The following is a 21,059-nucleotide window of genomic DNA, read 5'->3' as shown; positions in this document are numbered from 1 at the left end:
GCCGGCCAATCAGTTGAGGCGCCCGCGCGCTCGGCGCAGCTCGTAGATGTAGGCGCGGTCCTCGTCGTCGTCCAGACCGCGGGCCTCACGGTCGACCAGTCGCACCTGCGCGCCGTGTAGCTCGCGGTCGACGGTGGTGCAGTCGGGCAGCTCGAAGTTCGACTCTGTACAGACCCAGCCTGGCCGGTCGATGCCGAACGGTGGCACCGCGGCGATCAACTCGCACACAGGCTGGGCGGGTCGGTATCCCTGCTACAGCTCGTCCTCGGCGTCAGTCCAGTCCTGATGCTGTTCCGGTGTCCAGTGGGCGCGTTCGTTACCGGAGAGGCCGCCACCCTGGTCAAGGGAGGCGGCCTCATCATGCACGACGCTATTTGCCGTCGCGGAATACCACGAACAGTTCGAGCACGATCACCAGCACGGTGACCGCGGCCTGCCAGTCGACCAGTACACCGGCTGCGATCGCCAGCGACATCGCGATCCCCAGCGCGACCAGCGGGGGCAGGTCTCGTTCCTCCTTCGGTGGTGGCATCGGGTCCGGTGTCACTGCAGGCAGATTGGCCTCCGTGCCGGTGAGGGCGGTGCTCGGCATCACCGGCACGGGGCTGCTTTCGGCCGGGCTACCCTGCACGAGGCCAGCCAGCTCGGCGAGCTGGTCGGTGTCGAAGCGGATGGTGATCTCGATCGCGGGCCGTTTCGCCGCGACAGGCGCGGGGATGCCGCTGGTTGTCTCGGGCTGCTCTTCGGTGGTCATCTCGTGCTCCTCCATCGATGTCGTTCGCACAAGGTGGTAGGCACGATGGAGGTCGGAAGTCCCCGCTACAGAGCGTTTTCAATGAGAAATCGCGCTTTCCCGAACCGGTGGGGATTTCGGTGGACCTCGATGCCTACAACGTTGCTGACGCCCGCACTCGCGCGTCGCAGTTGGGCGATCGGGTACACGCTCGGTCGCAGGTCTACAGGCGGAGGTACACATGGCGTGGCGGGACGATGGCTCCGGATCCGGGACACCCGAGCGTAGGAACGAGCTGACAACGGCTGAGCAGGATCTGGTGCTCTCGACGGCCGAGCAGGTGGTCTGGGACCTGTCCACCGACACCGACTACGACTTCGCCGCCGACGAGGTGGCCGACGACCTCGACCGCGTGGCCGGGGATATGCGCCTCTATGACCGGCTTGCCGCCGCCGGATTCTGCGGCCCGGTCTGGACCGAGTCGGTGATCACGCTGGTCAAGCACGGCTCGGTGGTGCTGGACACCTGGTCACGCAGCGGCCGGATCTTCTCGGTCTTGTGGGACAAGGGGATCGCGCTGAAACCCGCGGCGTCGGAGGCCGAACGGCGGCGGCTGGCGGTCGATGAGCTGCACCGGCGTGAGATCGTGCATCCGGCCGTGGCCGAAGCGGCGGTCAAGGTCCAGCAGGAACTGCAAGCCGGTGTCGGCTGGATGCCGGGCCCGGGGCGGCTGAGCCTGAAGTCCTACTTCGTCGGGTCGTGTACCTACGGCTTTGCCAACGAATTCCGCAAGCACCGCCGCCGGGAGAAGGCGATCGTGCTGGCGGCCTCGGACCGCTACGACTGGCCGGATGCGGGTTCGCTGGCCTTCGACAGGTCCAATCCGGTGGGGATCTACCCGGACCCGGAGATCGCGGTGCTCGAGCGCGAGGTGATCCGCGAGCACATGGACGAGCTCACCGAGGTCGAACGCTTCATCGTCTGGTCGAAGCTGTTGGGCCACACCGCCGTCGATATCTCCGAATTTCTGGACGGGGAGTTGAGCCCCAAGGCTGTGGCGCACCGGTGGGAACGTCTGCAACGCAAGTTCGCCTGGGTCAATCGACTTGCTTCGGTGAGGAACTCCTAATGAACGAACAACACGACACCCAAGGGGGTCAGATGCCTGATGAGTTCTGCGACATCCAGCGGCTGATCGCCGAATCGTCACTGGGAAGCCCGGGGGCGCGGTCGGTGCAACGCCACGCCACCGATGCCGATGTCGAGCACATCCTGGGACTGATCGCCGGGCACGACATCGCGGCCCCGCCCGCGCCGCGCGCGGCCCAACGTTGTTCGGGTCGAGACATCGAGCCGACCTACTGCACCGATCCCGCCACCCGAGCTGACCAGTTCGCCAAGTTGCTGGCCGAGCTGCGCCGTCAACTGCCGGCCGAACAGGACAACACTGTCGTGGCGTGGCGGTCCTACCGCTCGACCGACACCTTGGCCAGCACCTGCCACCTGACCTTCATCGACTCCCAGCAACGCATCAACAACGCCCACCGGATCTGGGCGTTCGTCTCGGCGACCTCGGTGAACACGCCGTCGCATTGGCAGCGCACGGCTGCGGCCTGGCGCAGCGCCTGGAACAGCTTGTCGAGCACCTCGCGGTGTGCACCGGCGCTCACTGAACGTCCGGATCGTAACTGGAACAAGCTGATCGACGAGGTGTTCGACCCTGCGGAGTTCGACGTGAGCATCTCCAGCAGCTACCTCTCGCCGGCCGCGGGCAACCTCGACCGCACCCAACTGTGGGTGCTATTGCGGCTCATGGCCGTTGGTGGCCGCCACTCCGCGCGCCCGATCGTCATCGTCGATGACACCTGCGGGCGGGTGCGTCCCACCGATACCCGCATGAACGGGGTGCTGCTCACCGAAACCGCGTGCGAGTCCGGCGGTTTCCTCGAAGCCGCCATGGACGCGATCGGTGACTACGCCGACCGCGACCAGCAGATGTCGGCCTCGGACGCGGTCCTGGAAGAGCTGCGCTCGGTCGCCGAGGCCTTCGCGGTCTATCTGCCCGACGACAAGCAGGAGGAACCCAATGCCATCATCTACGTCGACGACCCCACCGATGTCGCCCCGCTGCTCAAATTCGAAGGACGCGCCGTCGAACACACCCGTCGGCACAACTCGACCACCGAACAGTCCCAGGGCAACCTCGCGGTGATCGATCCGCCTTTCCAAGGACCGACCAAGCCTTAACAACTCCACCTGCCTGAAAACAAACCGATGCTGGGCGATGTCGGCACAAGCCGAGGTCGCCCAGCATCATCTGTGCTCGGTGGTTTCGAGGTCGGTGGGTTGACCAGTCGAAAGCTGCACCGACCCACCGACTTTTCCAGGCACCGGCGTGAGCCGGGCACGATCCGGCCGCATACCCGGCACCGGTGAGATGTCGGCTGGGATCCGGGTTTCTGCGGATTCGGTGACCTGGCGTTCGCCCGAATACCAGGTCACGCGGTATTCGGCGACCACGCTATCGAGGACGGATCCCACCCCGCCGAGGTCGGCAGAGAGCGGCCCTGCGCGAGGGCTACGTCGCCGCGGTGGTGAGGTCGACCAGGGTGGCGCCGGCGGCGTTGGTCTGCACCGAGGAGATGCCCTTCTTCGCCGCGTCCTTGGACTCATAGGCCTGGGACTGGGCGATGATCTCGCTGTTGCCGGCCTTGAGCCGCCACCGGAACTTACCCGCCGCATCGGCGAAGATCTCGAACTTGCCTGCCATGACCGGGCCTCGCTCTCGTTCGAAGAGGAAACGCGCCTACCAGCGCAGAATAAGCCCGCACCCGGGCTGACCGACATTGCCGCGCCGAGGATCCCGCGCCCGACCGGGACAACGCCGCAGCGGGCTTAGGCTGATCTTGTGGGTCTCACGGTGCCGGCACCGATGCTGGCCAAACCCGGACGGCCACCACGGCCGCCAGGTGGATGGACCGCGGAAATGAAATGGGACGGCGTCCGCGCGATCACCCGGTGCGGGTCCGACGGTGTCAGCTTGTGGAGCCGCAATCTACGCGAGATCACCGGCTCCTACCCCGAGGTCGTCGCCGCCCTGGCCGAGGTCACCGAGGGCCGGTCGATCCTGCTCGACGGCGAGCTCGTCGCCCCCGACGCCCGCGGCGCCCCCTCGTTCTCCCGGCTGCAGCGGCGCATGCACGTCGGACGCCCCTCGCCCACGCTGATCGCCGAGATCCGCGTCGACTACATCATTTTCGACCTACTCGGCCTCGACGACGAGATGCTCGTCGCCGACCCGTACTGGTCGCGGCGCGTGGCGCTGACCGAGCTGGGCCTCGATGACGGTGCGCGGGTGCGGGTTCCGCCGACCTGGTCACTGGCCGAGGTCGACGCCGGCCAACTGCTGCACTTGGCCGCCGACTCCGGGCTCGAGGGCATCGTCTGCAAGCGCGGCGACTCGATCTACGAGCCCGGCAAACGGTCCTCGGCCTGGATCAAGACAGTCCTGCGGGCCACGACCGAGGCGATCATCGTCGGCGCGGTCCCCGGCACCGGCCCCAACGCCGCCACCTTCGGCGGGCTGGTCCTGGCCGGGCACACCCCCGAGGGCCACCTGCACTGCATCGGCGGGGTCGGGACAGGGTTCACCACCGAGGCCCGGCGCAGCATCCGCGCCGCCCTCGAGGAAGTCCGCCGCGAAACCAGCCCACTCGACGACCCGCCGCCGCCGGCGGTGACGCGGGCTGCGTGGTGGGTCGAGCCGGTGTTCGTCGCAGACATCGAGTACCGCGAGGTGAGTGGCGACGGGCTGCTGCGGCACCCCAGCTTCCGCGGGATCCGCACCGACAAGACGCCCGACGAGGTCGGACTACCTTCCTGATCCAGGGCAATCCAACTGATCAATCGGGGCTATCGTGACGCCGCGTGGTGCGCATGATGCCGTGGCAGACGAGCAGATCGCTGATCCGCTGCTGGATGGTTCTCTCGGGGTACGTGACCTGCGTCGGGGTGTTGCGTCAATGACACTCCGGCGTGGTTTTGCGACGGTTCTTTGGGGTGTGTAGCTCTGTGGCTCCGTGTCGAAGTGAGGACGGAGAGCGGAGGACTTGGTGCGGGCGTTTCTGGTGAGAATGCCGTCGGGTGGCCGGTATTGGACAGTGATCAGCGAGGACTATGAGGTGGAGCCGGTCGCTGACCGGTATCTGCTGGAGTTGAGATTCGGCCGAGATCGTGCCGAGTCGACAACGAAGGCCTACGCGGAGAGCGTGTCGCTGTTTCTGCGTTGGTGCGCGGGTAGTGGTCGCGAATGGCGCACAGCTGCAAGAGATCTGGGCTTGTTCATCGTCTGGCTGAAATACACTCCGGCCGGTGGCAGCCGAGTCGTGATGGGATCGACGGTGAAGCCGGTTCGTAGTGAGTCGCGAATCAACCAAATTCTCACTGCCACCCGGGGTTTCCTGATGTTCGCTGCGGCAGCCAGAGAGGTAGCCGGTTGGGTGGTCGAGCAGCTCTACGAGATCGGCGATTCGCGTGATCTGCCATCGGTGGCACAAGGCGAATCGACCAGTCTGCGATACCGTCTGCGGGCCCGGCACCGCCTCCACGAGCCTGAGACGGCGGTGGATCGGGCTATGGATTCTGAAATCGTCGCGGTTTTCCGGGTGTGCCGATCAGCCAGGGACCGGCTGATCGTGCTGCTGCTGGCGCGAGTCGGGCTGCGGCGTGGAGAGGCCACGGGCTTGCGGCGCAGCGATCTGCATCTGCTGCCGGACAATGCGGTGCACGATTGTCTTGTCCAGGGCGCGCATCTGCACGTGGTTCGCCGGGACAACCCGAACGGTGCCTGGGCAAAATCCAGGTACACCCGGGCGGTGCCGTTGGACTTTCTCACCGTCCGGGCACTCGATCTCTACCTCCTCGAACGTGAGGAGCAGCCGGCCGCGGCTGGGTGCGATTTTCTGCTGGTCAACCTGTTCCGGCAGCCTCTTGGTGCGCCGATGTCGCCTCATGCGTTGAATGAATTGTTCGCGGCGTTGTGTCGGCGCGCGGGGCTGGCACGCTCGATCTCGCCGCATCAGGGCAGACACGGCTTCGCCAGCAATCTCGCTGATAGCGGAGCTGCGCTCGATGAGATCCAAGCGCTCCTCGGTCACGTGAGCCCCTCATCGGCCGAACCGTACCTCCATCCTGGGGCGGATCGGCTGCGTAAAGCCATCGAACGGATTCCCTCTCCGCGGGAGATCACGGAGGAGTTGCGATGAGCGGGTTGGCTTCTATCGCCGCGAACCAGGACTCTCCCGAGCAGGGCGTCGAGGTCGCGCGGCTTTGGGCTGCAATCGATTCGGACTTCTTGGAATTGCTCGGCTGGTCTGCCGAGCGTCGGTACGTGTTTTTTCCCCAGGACCATCCGGTGTTGGGGTGGAGGCGGTGTCCCGTGGCGGCCTGCGACACGGTCGTCTACCGCGGGCAGCAAACATTGTGTGCTCACTGCCGGATTCGATGGGAGCGAGAAGGTCAGCCGCCGATGGATGAGTTCCTCGCCATCGAACGCATCAAGCTTCGCCGTGCGCGAACCGGTCGCTGCGCGGTGCCACAATGCCAACGGCCTTGGGGATCAAGCACATCGAGGCTCTGCAGCGCCCACCACAATCAGCGGGTCAGCATCCTCAAGGTTTCACTGGATCAGTTCGTGGCTCACCCGGTCGTCGTCGCACTGCCCAGTTTCGGCCCCTGCGAAGTAGCCGCCTGCGCGCGTGACAAGCCCGGCAACGCCCCCTACTGCGACGGCCATCGCAACAACTGGAGAAACTTCCGCCGCCACAACGGTGAAGATGCCGACGAGATGCGCTGGCGCATAACCACATCAGCCATCAGCATCGAGGCGGAGGCAAGCTTGCGCGGTCTGCCCGACCGCGTTGTCGCCGAGATCCTGTTCGGCCTGCAACAGCGAGTCGCGCAAGGCGTCAAGACATCCCCGGTCACGCTGCGCCCCCTCATCGACCATGTTCGCGCCGAACAAGTTGCCTCGATCGAGGAGATCGATCCGGGTCGTCTCAATCGCCGATTCGACGTGAAGGTGGCGCACGTGCTGACGAAGTTCGTCACCTCGGCCCGGCTGCTGCGGGCAACTCCAGAGACCGAACGCCACAAGGACGAGTGGAATGTCGCGGTCTTCGGGGCAGGCAGCGGCACACTGCGTTTCGACGCGATCTCGCAATCCTGGCTGCGCGAAGCCGCGAAGATCTGGGCAGCCAATGATCTGCCCCGACGCCGCGGACGCCAAGCCAAGGGCAGCTGCCAGGTGAAGATCAAATCGCTGACGATGCTGTCGAGCAGCCTTCGCCTCCAATGTCCCGACCACGGCGACAACCTCACGGCGCTGTCTCGGACCGATATCACGAACTTCTTGAACCGGATAGCCTTCCTTCGAGCCGAGGGGACCATCACCCTCCTCTACCAGATCCGAGTTGTTCGTGACGTCAAGCAGGTTCTCGCTGGAATGCGCGCGCTGGGGTTGACCAGACCGGGCCAACCCTTGCACGGACTTCACGAGGATTTCGTGCTCAGCACCGACGACATCCCCGACGAACCCGAGGAGCGGGCCGGTCGCGATCTACCGATCGAGGTCATGCGGACCCTGTGCGCGAACCTCGACACGCTGGAAGCTCGCTCTGGCACCGACATTCGCGTCGTGATCGAGCTGATGATCGATACCGGCCGTCGACTCGAAGAGATCTGCCAACTCCCGCTGGACTGTCTCGACTACGACGAACAGGGCCAGCCCGTCCTCGTCTACGACAACTTCAAAGCCAACAGGAACGGCCGCCGGCTACCGATCAACCTCGCCACAGCATCGGTGATCCAACACCAACAAGCCCATATCCGAGCGAGGTTCCCCCACGAACCTGCTGGTCAGTTGAAGCTGCTGCCACGGCTGACGAAAAACCCGCACGGCACCGTCGCGTTCCACACCAATACCTGCCAGGGCATCCACCGAGACTGGGTCGCGTCGCTGCCCGACATCCTCGTGCCGACGACCGTTCACGAAGGCGGCAAGTCGGTGATCACGATGCTGCCCTTCGACAAGAAGCGCATATTTCCCCACGCCTACCGCCATACCTACGCCCAACGCCACGCCGATGCCGGGGTCGCGGTCGACGTCCTGCGTGAGCTCATGGATCACCGGCAACTGTCCACCACACAGGGGTACTACCGTGTCGGGGAGAAGCGCCGTCGGGAAGCGATCGACCGAGTGACGACAATGCAGTTCGACCGGCACGGCAACCGCATCTGGCGAGAAGCCAAGGCGCTGTTGGATTCCGAGCACCTGCGTCGCGCGGTCGGTGAAGTCGCTGTCCCGTACGGAAGTTGCAGTGAGCCCACCAATGTCGCCGCAGGCGGAGGGGAATGCCCCGTCCGGTTCCGTTGCGTGGGCTGCGCGCACTTCTCCACCGACGTGTCCTATCTGCCGGATCTGGAGGCCTACCTTGCAGATTTGCTGCGCAGTCGGGAACGGCTGCGCAGCGCCTTCGACGCCGCTGACGATTGGGCCAAGAGCGAGGCCATGCCCTCGGACGAGGAAATCGGCCGTATCCGCAGGTTGATCGCACGCATCGAGACGGACGTCGATGAGCTCACCGCAGATAACAGGGCCCACATCTCGGACGCGATCGCCATCGTCCGCCGGGCACGCAACAGCGTCGTCGGGCTGGGGCTACCCCGAGTCCGGCAGCCGCTCCCCACCATCCGTCCCGACAGGAGTGCCTGACCATGCCCGGCTCGATGATCCAAGGCCGCCAAGCGGATTCAGCACGCAGACGGCAGCGAGTGATGAAGGTTGTCAGCACCGCCCGCCATGATGGGAGCGAGCTCAGTGTGTCCGCGATCGCCCGTGCCGCGGGCGTTGATCGCAGCTTTCTCTATCGCCACCGCGACCTTCTCGCGCAGATCCGTACTGCTCAAACCTCCCCGCCCGGTGACCGCGCGGCCGGCTCGGTCACCACTGCGTCCCTGAAGGCGGATCTCGCCAACTCCCAGGCCCGCATCGCTCGCCTGGTCGCTCACAACAAGCAGCTCGAACGCAAACTCTCCGAGCTTCTCGGTGATCAGGCTTGGAAGGAATCCGGGCTCGGCGCACCCCCAAATATCGAGGCACTCCAAAGCCAGATCATCGGCCTGGAACAGCAGGTGGTCGAGCTGGTCGACCAGCTCAGCGAACGCGAGCAGGAACTCGACGCGGCCCGCGCCGCGAACCGGGAACTGTTCGCCAACATGAACAAGCGGATCTGACCGCCGGTTTCAGGGGCAGGAGCGGCCAGCCCCACTGCCGGAGTCGGGAGGTATCGGCAACAGCTAGGCTCGCCGCACAGCTCGAACCGCGCGACGTGCGGCTATACAGAACGCGTTGCATCGACGGTCTGGTGAGACTCGTCAGCCTTCCCGATCAGGCGAGCATCTACGGAACCGGGATCATTCCTGGGTGCAGCAAGGTGGTGGCTGGGGTTTTCGTGAGATCGTCGTATCGACCGAATGTCGTGTCGAAGAAGGTACGCAGGTAGACGCGCTGAAGATCGAGCGAGTCTTGCGGGGCGATGGTGCCGACCACCTTGGCGGCGAAATCGGCGGGCACGATGCCCGCGGCAGCCAGAGCTGGAACGATCAGCTGGTTGTCGCTGAAGGAGAGATGTTGCGAGCCGTCGAGCCGGAATTCCAGTTTCGGTCCGTGATCGGCGGCCCAGAATTGCTGCCAGCTGGGGTCCTGGGCTCGTTCGCGACCAGCGCTGCCGATCAGTACGAACGGGCGGTCCAATCCGTCGGTGAGCACCGAACCCAGCAGGGAGCCATCCAGATCCACCCCTGCGGCGACCCGTCGATCATCGTGCATCACCTGGGCCGCGGTGGCGCCGCCGAGTGAATGCCCGAACATCCCGATCTTCGACAGGTCGAGTATTCCGGCGAGATTCGCGGGCAGTGGATGCCCGTCGGCGTCCGGGTCGACACCGGTGCTGAGGTCGGCCAACTGGTCGAGGACGAATCGGGTGTCGGCGACACGGACCTGTATCGCCTGTCCGATCTGCGCGTTGACCTGCTCGGCATCCACCACTTGCGGCAGCACGCTTTTCTCGAGTCGTCCGTCGGGGAACTCTGTCGCCTGCGATTCATAGGTGTGGCTGATGGTGACCACGACGAATCCGTGACTGGCGAGGTCTTCGGCTTGGGCGGTGCTGGTCTCGCGCGGCATGCCCATGCCTGGGGAGAACAATACGATCGGTCGCCGCCCACCCGCGCTGTCCGCAGCCGCATCGACCCGACCGTGGCTCGATGCCAAGGTCCACGACCCCGTGATCGGCAGACCGACCTTGGCCAGGCCGTCCGAGTACGCCCGGGACACTTGTTCGGAAACCCAGGGCCGCAACGGTATTGCTGCTTGATCGGCGGCGGGATACCAAATGCTGACCATCAACTCGCGTGTACGAGTCGGGAGATACGGATCGTGACGAGACGGATCGACCAGATGCAAATCGACCACGCCGATTGCTTCAGAGCCGGTCGGCTCAGGCAGGGTGACGACGGCCGATGCCTGTTGCGACGGCGCTGGTTCGGCTCGGGCAACAACGCCAACCGCCGCCCACGCCGAGGCCATCAGGAGAATCAACAGCCATCGAAATACCCTGCCCAACAAGATAATTCCCTCCCCGGTCTGGACGGTGCTCGCCCTCGACCGGTTCAGCCTAGTCCGGCTCTCGGCAAGCATGGCAACCTGTTCCAGAGGATCCCGGCTACCTGCGGTATCCGAAGCGCGGCATTGTGGTGCGACGCTGGCCCTCGCTCTCCTGAGCGGAGCGAAGGATTTCATCGGTACGCTCGTCGACATGGGCGGGGAATTCATACTGCTGATCGCCATCATCGGCCCAATGGCCGTGCTCGGGTGGGCAGCTGTTCGGGCGAAGCGCCGCGGCCTCGGGGGGACGTTCGTCGGACCGCTTCAAGAGATGTTCGATCCAGGCGCTGCGCGAGCGCAGATCGTTATCCAGGAGCGAGCGGAACTGCCGGATCCTGCGGACTCCGGCGACCCGGACAACGACGACGACGTGCCGAATACGGTGGTGTATGAGGGTGTTCGGCTCTACATCAACCCGGACAGGGCTCGGCGGCAAAGAGGTGACGGGACCACCCGGTGAGCTGGGTGAACATTCGCGCCGAGCTTCTTATCCCTGCCCGCCCAGCTAATCCTTTCGGCGGACGAATCGAGCGACACCCTCACCAGCAGCAACATGCAGATGGAGATGCCGGTTGTGCTGTTCGTCTCCAAGCGTCGTCAAAACCTGACACCCTCCATGCGCATCAACAACTTGGCGCGCGACATCCTGTGTGACCCTTAGCAATTCGGCGCCCAGCGCCGGGTCCAGTTCCAGCAAGGAACGGACATGCCTTTTCGGCACGACGATTACATGCTCGGTTCCGAACCCTCGGATCGGCGGCCGGAAGGCCAGCACGTCGTCCGTCTCGGCCACGACATCCACGTCGATCGCGCGAGGGATGACCTGATCGCAATACCAATCCGGCTCGCTCATACAGCAACCCTACGGGCCGCAGAGCCCTGCCCCATGTCACCGATGCTGCACGACAGCTGTTGCAGTTTGCTACCGTCTTCACGGAAGCCACTGAGCTGCACTAACTCCGACAAATCGGTGATCGTCAGCAGCCCGACCCCCAGAGAAGCACGGCCCAGACCTGCGGGTCATCTGGATCCAGTCCAGCATCGAGTAGCGCTTGGCGGTCTACAGAGTCCATTCCCATGCTCGGATTGGACGGCCCCGGCGCCGGGAGGGTTCCCGCGGCGATGTGACTGACCTGTACTTCGCCGCAGGACAGGAGGGGGCCGGACTCGCTGGCCGGTCCGGCTCATGCCCGCGGCGACCGGGGCTATCGCCGGTGCAGTCCTGCCGCCGCAACCCATACAGTGCTCGCGCGGTTCGTACCGCGGCCTGGAATTCGGGGGAGTAGGTCAGCCGGTGAGCAAGTCCATGGTTGGGCGACGGTGGTCGTCAACGTGACCGGATCGTTGCTGCTGGGGTTCGTGACGGGGCTGATCGTCTTCGATGGGGTGCCGGGTTCGGTGCAGACGGTTGTGGGAATCGGGTTCTGTGGTGGGTACACGACCTTCAGTACCGCCAGCTTCGAGACAGTGCGTTTGATCCAGCGCCAACGGTATCGAGCCGCTGCGGTCAACGCCTCGCTCACGTTGGCGTTGACGGTTCTAGCGGGTGCGGCCGGGTTGGCCCTGGCACGATGGTGAGGACAACACGATGAGCGATATCCCCGAGCGACGCGGAGGCGGCCCGACCCCGCCCTGGCGAGAACCTGTCCGGGTGGACGGGCCCGCTGGACCGAGGCTCCCGGCCGCCCATGTGGTGGTCGGATTCGACCGCACAACGCCAGCCATGTCGCCCTCGACTACGCGATCGGTATGGCCATTGCCCTGAACGCGTACCTGCATGTAGCCCATGTCGTCGATACCGACGACCTGCCCATCGACCCCGACGCCGCGGATTGGGACCAGGCGATCGCCGAGGTTGTCGAGCGTGAACGCGAGTACGCGTGCTCGATGCTGACCGCTTTGCCCGGCAACTGGTCCTACTACGCCCGCCGCGGCAACCCGGCCCAGATGTTGAGTGTGATCGCCGACGATCACGACGCGTCGATGATCGTGCTCGGTGCCCCACGCCACGGCGTGGTCTCGCTGGTCGAGCGCTTGCTCGGGGAATCGGTCTCGGCGCGTTTGATCCACCACGGAAACCGGCCGGTGCTGTTGGTACCCGAACACAGCGCCGCCACGGCCCGGCTCGCCCAATGACGAGTTCAGCGTCTTCCACGCGAACGTGGTGATCTCCGGCGGGGTGTCGTTGCTGGTCGGTAGTGCCTCGTCACCTATGCCGTCGGCCGAGCGCCGATGCGGCGGGCCGCATCAGCTGCCTACCGCCGGCTCGGATTGGGCCGGATGCGACGGCGACAGCGATCAGTAGGAGCGTGATTGTCGTACGCGGTGGGCTTTGCAGCATGCCGTCGGCTTTTTGGCAGCGCCGAACGTCGTCGTCGCAGTGCGGAAACGAGGAAGGCCTCAGGTCGCCAGTGGGCACCTGAGGCCTTGTTCTCGACGGGCCTGCGGGAACAGGCGATCGCCGGGTACCCGGTCTGCTCGGCTGTCTCAATCGACCATCCGGGGTATCTGGCACCCTATCGCGGTAGTTACTCGCAAGTAGCTTTGGGGCCGTAGTTACACACTAAGGCACAACCGTGTCGTCCAACGTCACGCTGGACAAGCAAGTTCCGGCGCCAATGGACACGAACGGCCGAGAACAGGGAGATCAGGACCGAATTCGCCCGAGGATGTGTCCAACGTTCCGGGGCGAAGACGCGCTATCAGGACACCCTGGTGGCAGATTCCGGCCCCTGCTGGACACACTAACGGTGCGCTAGCGAACGCGTGTTCGACAGTTTGGCGGCCACCCGTTGGACGCCAGTTCGAAATCACCTGGCACATCGGAAGTTCGGGACGTCGTAATCATCTCGTGACAGTGGCAGAATGATCAACCGCTGGCTCCGGACCACCCGGACCAGACCTTGTCCGCGAGCGGGAACTCGAGGACTCGGTGCCGAACCTTGATCACTCGAAGTCTCGGCTGTCTCTGCACCATTTGAAGGTGGCCGGGGCGCAGTTCAAGCGTGTGTGTTGCGATCGAGGTTCCGCGTGCGAGCTGCGGGCATCGAAATGCCTTGTCTGCCCTCGGCCGCCTTCCCGAACGGGAAGAAACCGAAGTGTCCCTGCGCCTGCGGCAACGCCATGCCCAGCCCCCTGACCCCTCTCCGATCTCGATCGCACCGACTCCGCAACCGGCCACCCGGCCGGCGTTGTCGTGGCCGGAGTCGTTTCTGGCCGCGACGATCGTGGTGGCCGGGTTCGTCTACCACTACCTGCTCGTCGCCCGCGGCACCGATCCTCTACTGGCCGTGCAGTATCTGATGGCGATCGCGGTCCCGTTGGTCGGGCTGGTCCTGCCGAGCACTGTGCTGGGCGGCGCCGCCCGCGCCGTCTGCCGCCTGCTCGGCGCGCTCTTCAACAGCCTCGGCAGCGGAGGCGTCAGGTGACGATTCCGGTCAACCCTCGGCACAACAAGGCCGAGGACCCGAACGACACCGCCGCCGCCGCGTACATGGCAATGCTGCGGCGAATCCACGAGGTGTCGGGCTTCACCGCGGGCCAGATCGCCATCTACTCAGGGCTTCCACGTTCCACGGCATACCGGTTCATCGACCCCAACAACAACACGCTGCCCAAGAACCGAAACCAGGTCGAAGCGTTTCTGCATGCCTGCCGGGTGCCGCAGCGCAACGTCGACCGCATGCTGGAACTGTGGGATGAGGTCAGCGGCAACCCGATTCGGCAGAACGCCTCGGCCGGGAGGGTCTTGCCACCGGCCGAGGACGACGACACCGCTCTGCCGATCCGAAAGAAGTCCTCGGCCAGGCGAGTCCTGCCGCCGGCCGAGGATGACGACACCGCTCTGCCGAAAAGCACTCCCGAGCCCGTCTGGGAGGAATGGGACGACGAGCAGTACCCGCTGACGGAAGTCCCGCGCCAGCGCGGCGCCGCTGCGCTTTCCGCGGCGCACTCGCAGCCACCGCGGGAAGAAGATCTCACCGTGCAAACAACGATGTGGACGACCGCCCACGCCCACGGGGATCCGTGCATCTGCATGGATCTCGCGCACCGACCGCCCGCGCCGAATCAGAGCCCGCCGGCGGCGACCGGATCAGGATTGGGCATGCTGGCCGTCCGGGTGGTCCCATTGGTGATGCTCCTGATGGCGCTCTACCCGCTCGCGGTGGCCGTCTGGTTCGGGCACCGGTTCACCGGCGGGCTGACCGGCATCATCTCGGTGATCGTCGCGGTGGTGCTGCTGATGATGATCACCGCGTGGACACACCGCTCCAGTGAACCCTCGGGGCTGACACCGACCCGGCTGGCCCTGGCCGCCTTCGGCGGATTGTGCGCTGGGGTGCTCGCCTGGGCGGCGGTCCCGGTGCTGCCTATCGCGACGCTCACCGGGTTCGTCGTGTTCACCATGGCGCCGATGTGGTTCAGCCTGACCAAGCTGGCCGATATCGCCACCAGCACCCACGGTGTGTTCGCGCTCATTGCCGCGCTTTGGTGCGGGATCACCCTGGGCACCGCCGCGGCGCACACCGGTTTCCCCGTCTTCGGGTCAATCCTGGTCGGCGTCTTGGGCTCGGCGACCGCGGTAGCGATGCTGTGCGCGAACTCCCCCGGCGCAGACCGGCCGCGACAGAAGCAGCTGGAGGCCGTGCGATCCATCCTGCAGGCGGCGGATGAGGCACGCCACCGAGCCGGGCCGCCGACGATCTGACCACCGAGATCTACACGGGGTGGACCGACAACGCGAAACGGCCCCAGGTTCCCCGCCGAGGGATCCTGGGGCCGTTCTGCGGGTCGACGGGCTCCGTGCCCGTGGAGTTCCCATCCGCCCCGGCCGCTAGCTGTTCGTCTCGCCCGGCACGCCCCGGGCGCAGCTACGTGTCGACGATCGTGGCGCCCGGGGCGCTGTTCTGGACCGAGGAGATGCCCTTCTTCGCTGCCTCCTTGGACTCGTAAGCCTGAGACTGGGCGATGATCTCGCCATTGCCGACCTTGAGCCGACGCCGGAACTTACCTGCCGCAGGAAGATCGACATCGCCACCACGGCTGTGTTCACTGTGGCGCAGGCGCGCTGCCACGCCGAAACCGGGTCGGCGCGAAGAAGCCGGTGCCGCCCTCGCGGGCCGTCGAAACCGGAATCCACGCCGACCAGGTGGCCGCGACCCCCGTCTGGTGTGCGTTGTGGTGCGGCGGCAAAGCCACCGCCCGCAACCACGGCACAAGAAGTCGGTGTTTCGGGCGTGGCGTCAGACGCCGGTTCCGCGCCACTGCAGGCGCAGGCTAGAGCTGGGAAGCCTGGATCAATGCCTGTCCTGACGGGTCGTCGCAGGTTCGCGCCCTCGGCGGGGCACATCGAAGATGGGAACGCGGGCGACCTGGGAATTCACCCTGGTCGGCTGGTTGTCGAAGCTGAGTTCGCGCTGGCATGACGGTAGACGCGCGTATCCGGTCGACTGTGTGAACCCCTCCCCCTAGGTGCTTCACTGTCGGTTTCGCGACGGATCCCGCAGAACCTCGGAGTATCAGGCTGCGAGTCCTCATTCTCGATATAATCGCCAGAGTTCGATAGCATCGCCATATGACGATGAATCGGGATGGTTGTTGTGCAGACACTGAGGGCCTGGATCCTGCGGTGGCGTTGTTCCACAGCCTCTCGGACGCGACGCGGCTTGCGATCGTGCGCAGGTTGGCAGGTGGAGAAGCGCGGGTCTCGGATCTGATGACCGGGCTGGACTTAGCGCAGTCGACTGTATCCGCGCATGTGGCGTGCCTGCGCGACTGCGGCTTGGTGGTGGGGCGGCCACAGGGCCGCCAAGTGTTCTACAGCCTGGCCCGCCCCGAGTTGATGGACTTGCTGGCCTCGGCGGAAACCCTGCTGGCCGCGACCGGCAACGCGGTCGCGCTGTGCCCGAACTACGGCACCGACTCTGCCCCCGCTGTGATGACGACCACGGAGGTGCGAGCGTGAGCGATGCGTGCGGCTGCGGCCACGACGAACCGGCTACCGGCGGCGAGGCCGAGGAACGCGAACCCGAAAAGCTGTGGGAGGTCAGCGAACTACGCGCCGCTGCGGTCGCCGGTGTATTGCTGGCCGCTGCGTTCGTCGTCGGTTGGAGTGGCGGTCCGCGTCTGGTCGAGTTGGGTCTCGAGATCGTTGCGCTGCTGGTCGGTGCCTACACGTTCGTGCCGTGGACGTTGAAGCGGTTGGCTAAGGGCAAGATCGGTGTCGGCACCTTGATGACGATCGCCGCGATCGGTGCGGTGATCCTGGGCGAGGTCGGCGAAGCAGCGATGCTGGCGTTCCTGTTCTCCATCAGCGAAGGCCTAGAGGAATATGCCGTCGCACGCACCCGACGCGGACTGCGTGCGTTGTTGAACCTGGTACCCGAGCAGGCAACCGTTCTGCGTGATGGTGTCGAGATCGTCGTCTCACCGGCCGACCTGCGGGTCGGGGACCGGATGCTGGTGCGTCCCGGCGAGCGTCTGGCCACCGACGGCGTCATCGTCGAAGGCCATAGTGCGCTGGATGTTTCGGCGATCACGGGTGAATCGGTGCCGGTGGAAGCCGGACCTGGAACCGAGGTTTTCGCCGGATCCATCAACGGCACCGGTGCCGTGGAGGTCGAGGTCTCCACTACCGCCGAGGACAACTCCCTGGCCCGGATCGTGCGGATCGTGGAAGCCGAACAAGCCCGCAAGGGTGAAGCCCAGCGCCTGGCGGACAAAATCGCCAAACCTCTCGTTCCCGGGATCATGATCGCGGCCGCCGCGATCGCGGTCATCGGGTCGCTGGCCGGTGATCCGGTGACCTGGATCGAACGCGCGCTGGTGGTGTTGGTCGCTGCGTCGCCGTGCGCGCTGGCGATCTCGGTGCCGGTCACCGTGGTCGCCGCGATCGGCGCAGCGAGCAAGCTCGGTGTGCTGGTCAAGGGCGGTGCTGCGCTCGAAGCGATGGGCAGGGTTCGTGAGGTCGCACTCGACAAGACCGGCACCCTGACAGCGAACAAGCCTGCTGTCGTGGAGATCGCGACTGTCGACCGCGTCGACCAGGCCACGGTCCTCGCGGTCGCGGCGGCTCTGGAAGCGCGCAGCGAACACCCCTTGGCGCGAGCGATCCTCGCTGCCGCGGGCACCGTCGTACCTGCCGTCGAGGTCGATGCGGTCACCGGTGCCGGGCTGACCGGTCTTGTCGATGGGCGCGCGGTGCGGTTGGGGCGCCCGGGCTGGATCGAGCCCGGTCCACTGGCCGCTGATGTCGAGCGTATGCAGAACGCGGGCGCGACCGCGGTGCTGATCGAGGACGAGGGTCGCGTGATTGGGGCGATCGCGGTTCGTGACGAACTTCGGCCCGAAGCGGTGGAGGTCATCGACCGGCTGCACGCGCTTGGTGTGGGGGTGTCGATGCTGACCGGCGACAACACTCGCACGGCGGCTGCGTTGGCCTCCGAGGCAGGCATCGAGGATGTGCACGCGGACCTGCGCCCGGAGGACAAGGCCCGCATCGTGGCTGGCCTGCGCCAGCACCGGTTCACCGCGATGGTCGGTGATGGCGTCAACGACGCTCCCGCCCTGGCTACCGCTGATCTGGGTGTGGCGATGGGTGCCATGGGAACCGATGTCGCGATCGAAACCGCCGACGTCGCACTGATGGGTGAGGATCTGCGACATCTGCCACGCGCCCTGCAGCATGCACGTCGGGCGCGCAGAATCATGTTGCAGAACGTCGGGTTGTCGCTCGGCCTGATCACGATCCTGATCCCGCTGGCCCTGTTCGGAGTGCTCGGGCTGGCGGCGGTGGTGCTGGTGCACGAACTCGCCGAGATCGTCGTCATCGCCAACGGTGTGCGAGCCGGACGCACCAAACACCTTGTCCCGGTGACGGATCCAGTGATCAAGTCCGCGCCCGCACTGGCGGCAGCGTCGTCGTGACTGCCGCACCGTCGGTCCCCCCCTTGGTTCACGGTGGGGACGGCGGCTGCGGTGAGCGGCGGCGGCCACGGGGTAGCTGCGGCCGATCTCGGGATCAAGGCGTGGGGGACAGACCACGCTGGATGGATCCCCGATCGAGGCGGGCCCGGTGGGTCTGCGGTTGGCATTCAACCCCGGCGGCGGCCACCGCGTCGATGTGGGCTACTTCGGTCGTCGCGCGGGTCATCGGACCAGTCCGCTCTTGTGTGCCTCGACTCGGGGTTGGACTGAGTTGCTGTCGGCGTGCAAAGGGCAATCACGGGCCGGGGTGGCTCCTCCGCGTTGAATCGGCCAGGTACGGCTCGAAACGTGGGCCGCCAACGGCCGATGTGTAGTCGGGGTGATGACCGGCGGTCAGTCGAACATCGTTGGTAGGTCTGGCTTATTCCAGTGGTCATGGAGAAGTCGGATTTGGGTGTCGAGCACCCGGGTGGTCGACAGTTCGGGCAGCTCTTCGACGTCGAACCAGCTGATTTCCATGGTCTCGACGGGGCTGGGTTGGCCGTGGGAGATGGTCTCGCACAGGAAGAACAGCTTGTACACGTGGTAAGGGAAGGCGGGTTGGTGGCCTTGCACATCACGGTCGTGCAGTGCCACGAGTTTGCGGGCGCGCACGGTGATGCCGGATTCTTCGTGTACTTCGCGTTCGACGGCGAGTGAGGGCGGTTCCAGGACGTCGCACCAGCCGCCGGGCAGGGTCCATTTCTCGTCGCTGCGGTCGCGGATGAGCAGGATGCGACCGCCGTCGTCGAAGACGCCGCCACGAACGTCGACTTTGGGTGTCATGTATCCCTGTTCGAGGAATACGTTCTGGTGCAGGTCCTCCACGGTGCCGCTGCTGATGAGGGCCAGCAGGTCGGTGGCTATCTGTTTGGCCTGTTCGTAGCGTTGCCGGTCGAAGACGTCGGTGGAGAAGACGAGGCCGTTGTGCGCGAGGGCGGCCAGAGCAATGGCGTGTTGGCGGATCTGGGTCTCGGCTGTCGGTTGAGCGTTGTCCATCCATGGTCCTTTGGTCGGATCGGCGTTGTTGTCGCAGCGGCTGTTCGATGGTTACGACGGCTCCGGCGTCGCCAGCCGCGCGGCGAGGCTGTCAGGCTGTTTCGATACACCCGGTCAGCCGATCACCCTGCGGCCCCAGGGCCGGACATCTGGCCACCCGTGGGTGTAGCCGTGGCGGCCGAGGTAGCGGACGGTGAGTCGGTGGTGGACCTCGGTGTAGAGCTGGAATCGACGCATGTCGCAGTGTGCGTCGGCGATGCTGCTGGTTTCGACGTTGTAGCTGTTGAGGGTGTGCTTGATGAGTTCGCCGCTAAGCGGCCCGTGGGTCATGGCGGCGCTGACGACGAGTTTCGCGAGGTCGTAGCCGAAGGGCGCCAAGGTCAAGTCGTCGAAGTCGATGATGGCGACCTGGTCGTCAGTGAGGATGAAGTTGCGGATGTTGCTGTCTTTGTAGAGGGCACACGGTAGTTCCCCGATGGCGAAATCCTGCGGCAGCGCAGTTGCGCGGCGGGAGACGAAGTCGACGAGCGTCAACGTCGGTGTCGCTTCGAATGGCTGGTCGAGTCGCCCCGCATGCAGGTGTCGGATGTATGCGGCGGCGTGGAGGCGTCCGAGGGCGGCGGCGACCACCGGCAGGTCGGCGGGCCCCGGCTGGTATCCCTCCATATGTTCGAGAACCATTCGTGTGCCTGTGACGCCATACAGTTGCGGAATGCGCACTGCGGCATCGAGTCGGCACAGCCAATCATGATGTGCGCGCGCAGATTCGGCGAGATTCGGTGATGCATAGTGCTTGACGAAGGTTGTCGCGCTCATGGTTGGCCGCTCGCGGCTATGTAGGTGACGGTCGAGGTGGCAGTGAATGGCCGATCACGAGTTCGCCGTCGAAGCTCGGCCGCGAGATCGCGTGGATTGGTCACTAACCATTGGGGCAGTTCGTATTTGGGGACCGTGACTGCGTAGGAGGCGAGGTGGTCGAAGTCGGTGAACCGGAACGTGTGGTCGCGGTGGATGACCTCGGTGACTTCGAGCCCGGTCGCGACGATGTCGGCGGCGTTGGCGCTGTGGAAGGTTTCGTACAGACTCGGCCGGCTGGTCGCCAATGGGTCGAGGCCGGTGTCGACCATGAGTTGGTCGATCTCGTAGTAGCTGTCGATCGATTTGGTGGCCAGTATCGCCCGGCCGCCCGGTGCAAGGCAGCGCGCGATCCTGGCGACGACATCAGCGGGGCGTGCCGAGTGGTAGAGGCAGAACGCCGCGACGAGGACGTCGAAACTGGAGTCCGGCAGTGGTAGGCGATGGAAGTCGCCTCGCACCGTTTCCACGGCGAATCCGGTGTCGGCGGCGCGTTTGGCGACGGTGGCCAGGAATGCCGGTGAGATGTCGACGACGGTGTGGCGTGGGGGCGTGAGGGACTCGGCGAGGGCGAGGGTGACTGTCCCTCTGCCGCAGCCGATTTCACACACTGTTGGGTGCTTCGGTGCGTGGTGTGCGACGAGGTCGACGATGGTGGCTGTCGCGTTGTCGCCGCTGGTTTTGGCGGTGAGCAGTGCGTTGGTGCGTTGCTGGGTTCGCCCGGCGTCGGCGTAGAGGCGCGCGACGGTGTCGGGGTCGGTGAAGGGCGTGGAGGTCATCGAC

Annotated in this window: 22 protein-coding genes; 13 read left to right on the top strand and 9 right to left on the bottom strand. The window is 65.5% G+C overall.

What is annotated here, in order from left to right; translation table 11 throughout:
• Positions 1–9: 9 nt before the first annotated feature.
• Positions 10–228 (bottom strand): hypothetical protein, encoded by a 219-nt coding sequence (locus tag IEY60_RS00185; protein WP_189022507.1) that lies wholly within the window; start codon positions 226–228, stop codon positions 10–12.
• A gap of 142 nt (positions 229–370) precedes the next feature.
• Positions 371–754 carry a hypothetical protein gene (locus IEY60_RS00180; protein WP_189022505.1) on the bottom strand — a complete coding sequence of 128 codons (384 nt, stop codon included), beginning with the start codon at positions 752–754 and terminating at the stop codon, positions 371–373.
• Positions 755–974: 220 nt separating this feature from the next.
• On the opposite strand from IEY60_RS00180, the gene IEY60_RS00175 reads away from it, so the two are divergent.
• Complete coding sequence (locus IEY60_RS00175) at positions 975–1,862, top strand: hypothetical protein (protein WP_189022503.1); 888 nt, start codon at positions 975–977, stop codon at positions 1,860–1,862.
• Between the two features lie 32 nt (positions 1,863–1,894).
• Entirely contained in the window at positions 1,895–2,980 is a 1,086-nt protein-coding gene (locus IEY60_RS00170; protein ID WP_189022501.1) for a hypothetical protein, read from the top strand.
• Positions 2,981–3,311: 331 nt separating this feature from the next.
• Here IEY60_RS00170 and IEY60_RS00165 read toward each other — a convergent pair whose 3' ends face one another.
• Complete coding sequence (locus tag IEY60_RS00165) at positions 3,312–3,503, bottom strand: YegP family protein (RefSeq protein ID WP_189022499.1); 192 nt, start codon at positions 3,501–3,503, stop codon at positions 3,312–3,314.
• 162 nt (positions 3,504–3,665) lie between these two features.
• On the opposite strand from IEY60_RS00165, the gene ligD reads away from it, so the two are divergent.
• The 4 genes from ligD (at position 3,666) to IEY60_RS00145 (ending at position 9,025) form a co-directional block, all read left to right on the top strand.
• Positions 3,666–4,616: a non-homologous end-joining DNA ligase gene (ligD, locus tag IEY60_RS00160; RefSeq protein WP_189024704.1), complete on the top strand. Its 951-nt coding sequence runs from the start codon at positions 3,666–3,668 to the stop codon at positions 4,614–4,616.
• A 277-nt stretch (positions 4,617–4,893) separates the two neighbouring features.
• Entirely contained in the window at positions 4,894–5,997 is a 1,104-nt protein-coding gene (locus tag IEY60_RS00155) for a tyrosine-type recombinase/integrase (protein WP_308426055.1), read from the top strand.
• Positions 5,994–8,504 (top strand): tyrosine-type recombinase/integrase, encoded by a 2,511-nt coding sequence (locus tag IEY60_RS35440; RefSeq protein ID WP_229739448.1) that lies wholly within the window; start codon positions 5,994–5,996, stop codon positions 8,502–8,504. Before IEY60_RS00155 ends, IEY60_RS35440 begins: the two co-directional genes overlap by 4 nt.
• A 2-nt stretch (positions 8,505–8,506) precedes the next feature.
• Positions 8,507–9,025 carry a DUF6262 family protein gene (locus IEY60_RS00145; RefSeq protein ID WP_189022497.1) on the top strand — a complete coding sequence of 173 codons (519 nt, stop codon included), beginning with the start codon at positions 8,507–8,509 and terminating at the stop codon, positions 9,023–9,025.
• Positions 9,026–9,191: 166 nt separating this feature from the next.
• Here IEY60_RS00145 and IEY60_RS00140 read toward each other — a convergent pair whose 3' ends face one another.
• On the bottom strand, positions 9,192–10,592 hold the full coding sequence (locus IEY60_RS00140) for an alpha/beta hydrolase family protein (protein ID WP_189022495.1): 1,401 nt from the start codon (positions 10,590–10,592) through the stop codon (positions 9,192–9,194).
• Between the two features lie 16 nt (positions 10,593–10,608).
• Between IEY60_RS00140 and IEY60_RS00135 the strand changes: the two genes are divergently transcribed.
• On the top strand, positions 10,609–10,917 hold the full coding sequence (locus tag IEY60_RS00135) for a hypothetical protein (protein WP_189022493.1): 309 nt from the start codon (positions 10,609–10,611) through the stop codon (positions 10,915–10,917).
• Between the two features lie 45 nt (positions 10,918–10,962).
• On the opposite strand, the gene IEY60_RS00130 is transcribed toward IEY60_RS00135, so the two are convergent.
• Complete coding sequence (locus tag IEY60_RS00130) at positions 10,963–11,310, bottom strand: HIT family protein (protein WP_189022490.1); 348 nt, start codon at positions 11,308–11,310, stop codon at positions 10,963–10,965.
• 467 nt (positions 11,311–11,777) lie between these two features.
• Between IEY60_RS00130 and IEY60_RS00125 the strand changes: the two genes are divergently transcribed.
• The 4 genes from IEY60_RS00125 (at position 11,778) to IEY60_RS00110 (ending at position 15,165) form a co-directional block, all read left to right on the top strand.
• Positions 11,778–12,035, top strand: a complete 258-nt coding sequence (locus IEY60_RS00125; RefSeq protein WP_373291653.1) for a fluoride efflux transporter FluC — start codon at positions 11,778–11,780, stop codon at positions 12,033–12,035.
• Between the two features lie 171 nt (positions 12,036–12,206).
• Entirely contained in the window at positions 12,207–12,593 is a 387-nt protein-coding gene (locus IEY60_RS00120) for a universal stress protein (protein WP_308426054.1), read from the top strand.
• Between the two features lie 962 nt (positions 12,594–13,555).
• The gene (locus IEY60_RS00115; protein WP_189022486.1) at positions 13,556–13,885 is read left to right on the top strand and encodes a hypothetical protein; all 330 of its coding nucleotides are present in this window, start codon (positions 13,556–13,558) and stop codon (positions 13,883–13,885) included.
• Positions 13,882–15,165, top strand: a complete 1,284-nt coding sequence (locus IEY60_RS00110) for a UbiA prenyltransferase family protein (protein WP_189022484.1) — start codon at positions 13,882–13,884, stop codon at positions 15,163–15,165. Before IEY60_RS00115 ends, IEY60_RS00110 begins: the two co-directional genes overlap by 4 nt.
• Before the next feature lie 163 nt (positions 15,166–15,328).
• Here IEY60_RS00110 and IEY60_RS00105 read toward each other — a convergent pair whose 3' ends face one another.
• The gene (locus IEY60_RS00105) at positions 15,329–15,532 is read right to left on the bottom strand and encodes a YegP family protein (RefSeq protein WP_373291652.1); all 204 of its coding nucleotides are present in this window, start codon (positions 15,530–15,532) and stop codon (positions 15,329–15,331) included.
• A gap of 500 nt (positions 15,533–16,032) precedes the next feature.
• On the opposite strand from IEY60_RS00105, the gene IEY60_RS00100 reads away from it, so the two are divergent.
• Both IEY60_RS00100 and IEY60_RS00095 read left to right on the top strand, forming a co-directional pair.
• Positions 16,033–16,422 carry an ArsR/SmtB family transcription factor gene (locus IEY60_RS00100; RefSeq protein ID WP_189022482.1) on the top strand — a complete coding sequence of 130 codons (390 nt, stop codon included), beginning with the start codon at positions 16,033–16,035 and terminating at the stop codon, positions 16,420–16,422.
• Positions 16,419–18,383 (top strand): heavy metal translocating P-type ATPase, encoded by a 1,965-nt coding sequence (locus IEY60_RS00095; protein ID WP_189022475.1) that lies wholly within the window; start codon positions 16,419–16,421, stop codon positions 18,381–18,383. Before IEY60_RS00100 ends, IEY60_RS00095 begins: the two co-directional genes overlap by 4 nt.
• A 393-nt stretch (positions 18,384–18,776) precedes the next feature.
• On the opposite strand, the gene IEY60_RS00090 is transcribed toward IEY60_RS00095, so the two are convergent.
• The 3 genes from IEY60_RS00090 to IEY60_RS00080 all read right to left on the bottom strand — a co-directional run bounded on the left by IEY60_RS00090 (position 18,777) and on the right by IEY60_RS00080 (position 21,055).
• A complete protein-coding gene (locus IEY60_RS00090) occupies positions 18,777–19,421 on the bottom strand; it encodes an NUDIX hydrolase (RefSeq protein WP_189022474.1) in 645 nt (214 codons plus the stop codon).
• A gap of 114 nt (positions 19,422–19,535) precedes the next feature.
• A complete protein-coding gene (locus IEY60_RS00085; protein ID WP_189022472.1) occupies positions 19,536–20,237 on the bottom strand; it encodes a phosphotransferase in 702 nt (233 codons plus the stop codon).
• Entirely contained in the window at positions 20,234–21,055 is an 822-nt protein-coding gene (locus tag IEY60_RS00080; protein WP_189022470.1) for a class I SAM-dependent methyltransferase, read from the bottom strand. The genes IEY60_RS00085 and IEY60_RS00080 overlap by 4 nt, the downstream gene beginning before the upstream one ends.
• Between the last annotated feature and the right edge of the window lie 4 nt (positions 21,056–21,059).

Source organism: Nocardia rhizosphaerihabitans (genome assembly GCF_014646295.1).
Classification (GTDB): Bacteria; Actinomycetota; Actinomycetes; order Mycobacteriales; family Mycobacteriaceae; genus Nocardia; species Nocardia rhizosphaerihabitans.
The sequence above is the reverse complement of the archived record's forward strand: the minus strand, read 5'-3'. Positions and strand labels throughout refer to the sequence as shown.

Bases quoted from the DNA above. Each gene is read 5' to 3' on its own strand.
- IEY60_RS00180 (WP_189022505.1), bottom strand. From the start codon at position 754: ATGACCACCGAAGAGCAGCCCGAGACAACCAGCGGCATCCCCGCGCCT.
- IEY60_RS00175 (WP_189022503.1), top strand. From the start codon at position 975: ATGGCGTGGCGGGACGATGGCTCCGGATCCGGGACACCCGAGCGTAGG.
- IEY60_RS00170 (WP_189022501.1), top strand. From the start codon at position 1,895: ATGCCTGATGAGTTCTGCGACATCCAGCGGCTGATCGCCGAATCGTCA.
- IEY60_RS00165 (WP_189022499.1), bottom strand. From the start codon at position 3,503: ATGGCAGGCAAGTTCGAGATCTTCGCCGATGCGGCGGGTAAGTTCCGG.
- ligD (WP_189024704.1), top strand. From the start codon at position 3,666: ATGCTGGCCAAACCCGGACGGCCACCACGGCCGCCAGGTGGATGGACC.
- IEY60_RS35440 (WP_229739448.1), top strand. From the start codon at position 5,994: ATGAGCGGGTTGGCTTCTATCGCCGCGAACCAGGACTCTCCCGAGCAG.
- IEY60_RS00145 (WP_189022497.1), top strand. From the start codon at position 8,507: ATGCCCGGCTCGATGATCCAAGGCCGCCAAGCGGATTCAGCACGCAGA.
- IEY60_RS00140 (WP_189022495.1), bottom strand. From the start codon at position 10,592: ATGAAATCCTTCGCTCCGCTCAGGAGAGCGAGGGCCAGCGTCGCACCA.
- IEY60_RS00135 (WP_189022493.1), top strand. From the start codon at position 10,609: ATGGGCGGGGAATTCATACTGCTGATCGCCATCATCGGCCCAATGGCC.
- IEY60_RS00130 (WP_189022490.1), bottom strand. From the start codon at position 11,310: ATGAGCGAGCCGGATTGGTATTGCGATCAGGTCATCCCTCGCGCGATC.
- IEY60_RS00120 (WP_308426054.1), top strand. From the start codon at position 12,207: ATGGCCATTGCCCTGAACGCGTACCTGCATGTAGCCCATGTCGTCGAT.
- IEY60_RS00100 (WP_189022482.1), top strand. From the start codon at position 16,033: ATGACGATGAATCGGGATGGTTGTTGTGCAGACACTGAGGGCCTGGAT.
- IEY60_RS00090 (WP_189022474.1), bottom strand. From the start codon at position 19,421: ATGGACAACGCTCAACCGACAGCCGAGACCCAGATCCGCCAACACGCC.
- IEY60_RS00085 (WP_189022472.1), bottom strand. From the start codon at position 20,237: ATGAGCGCGACAACCTTCGTCAAGCACTATGCATCACCGAATCTCGCC.
- IEY60_RS00080 (WP_189022470.1), bottom strand. From the start codon at position 21,055: ATGACCTCCACGCCCTTCACCGACCCCGACACCGTCGCGCGCCTCTAC.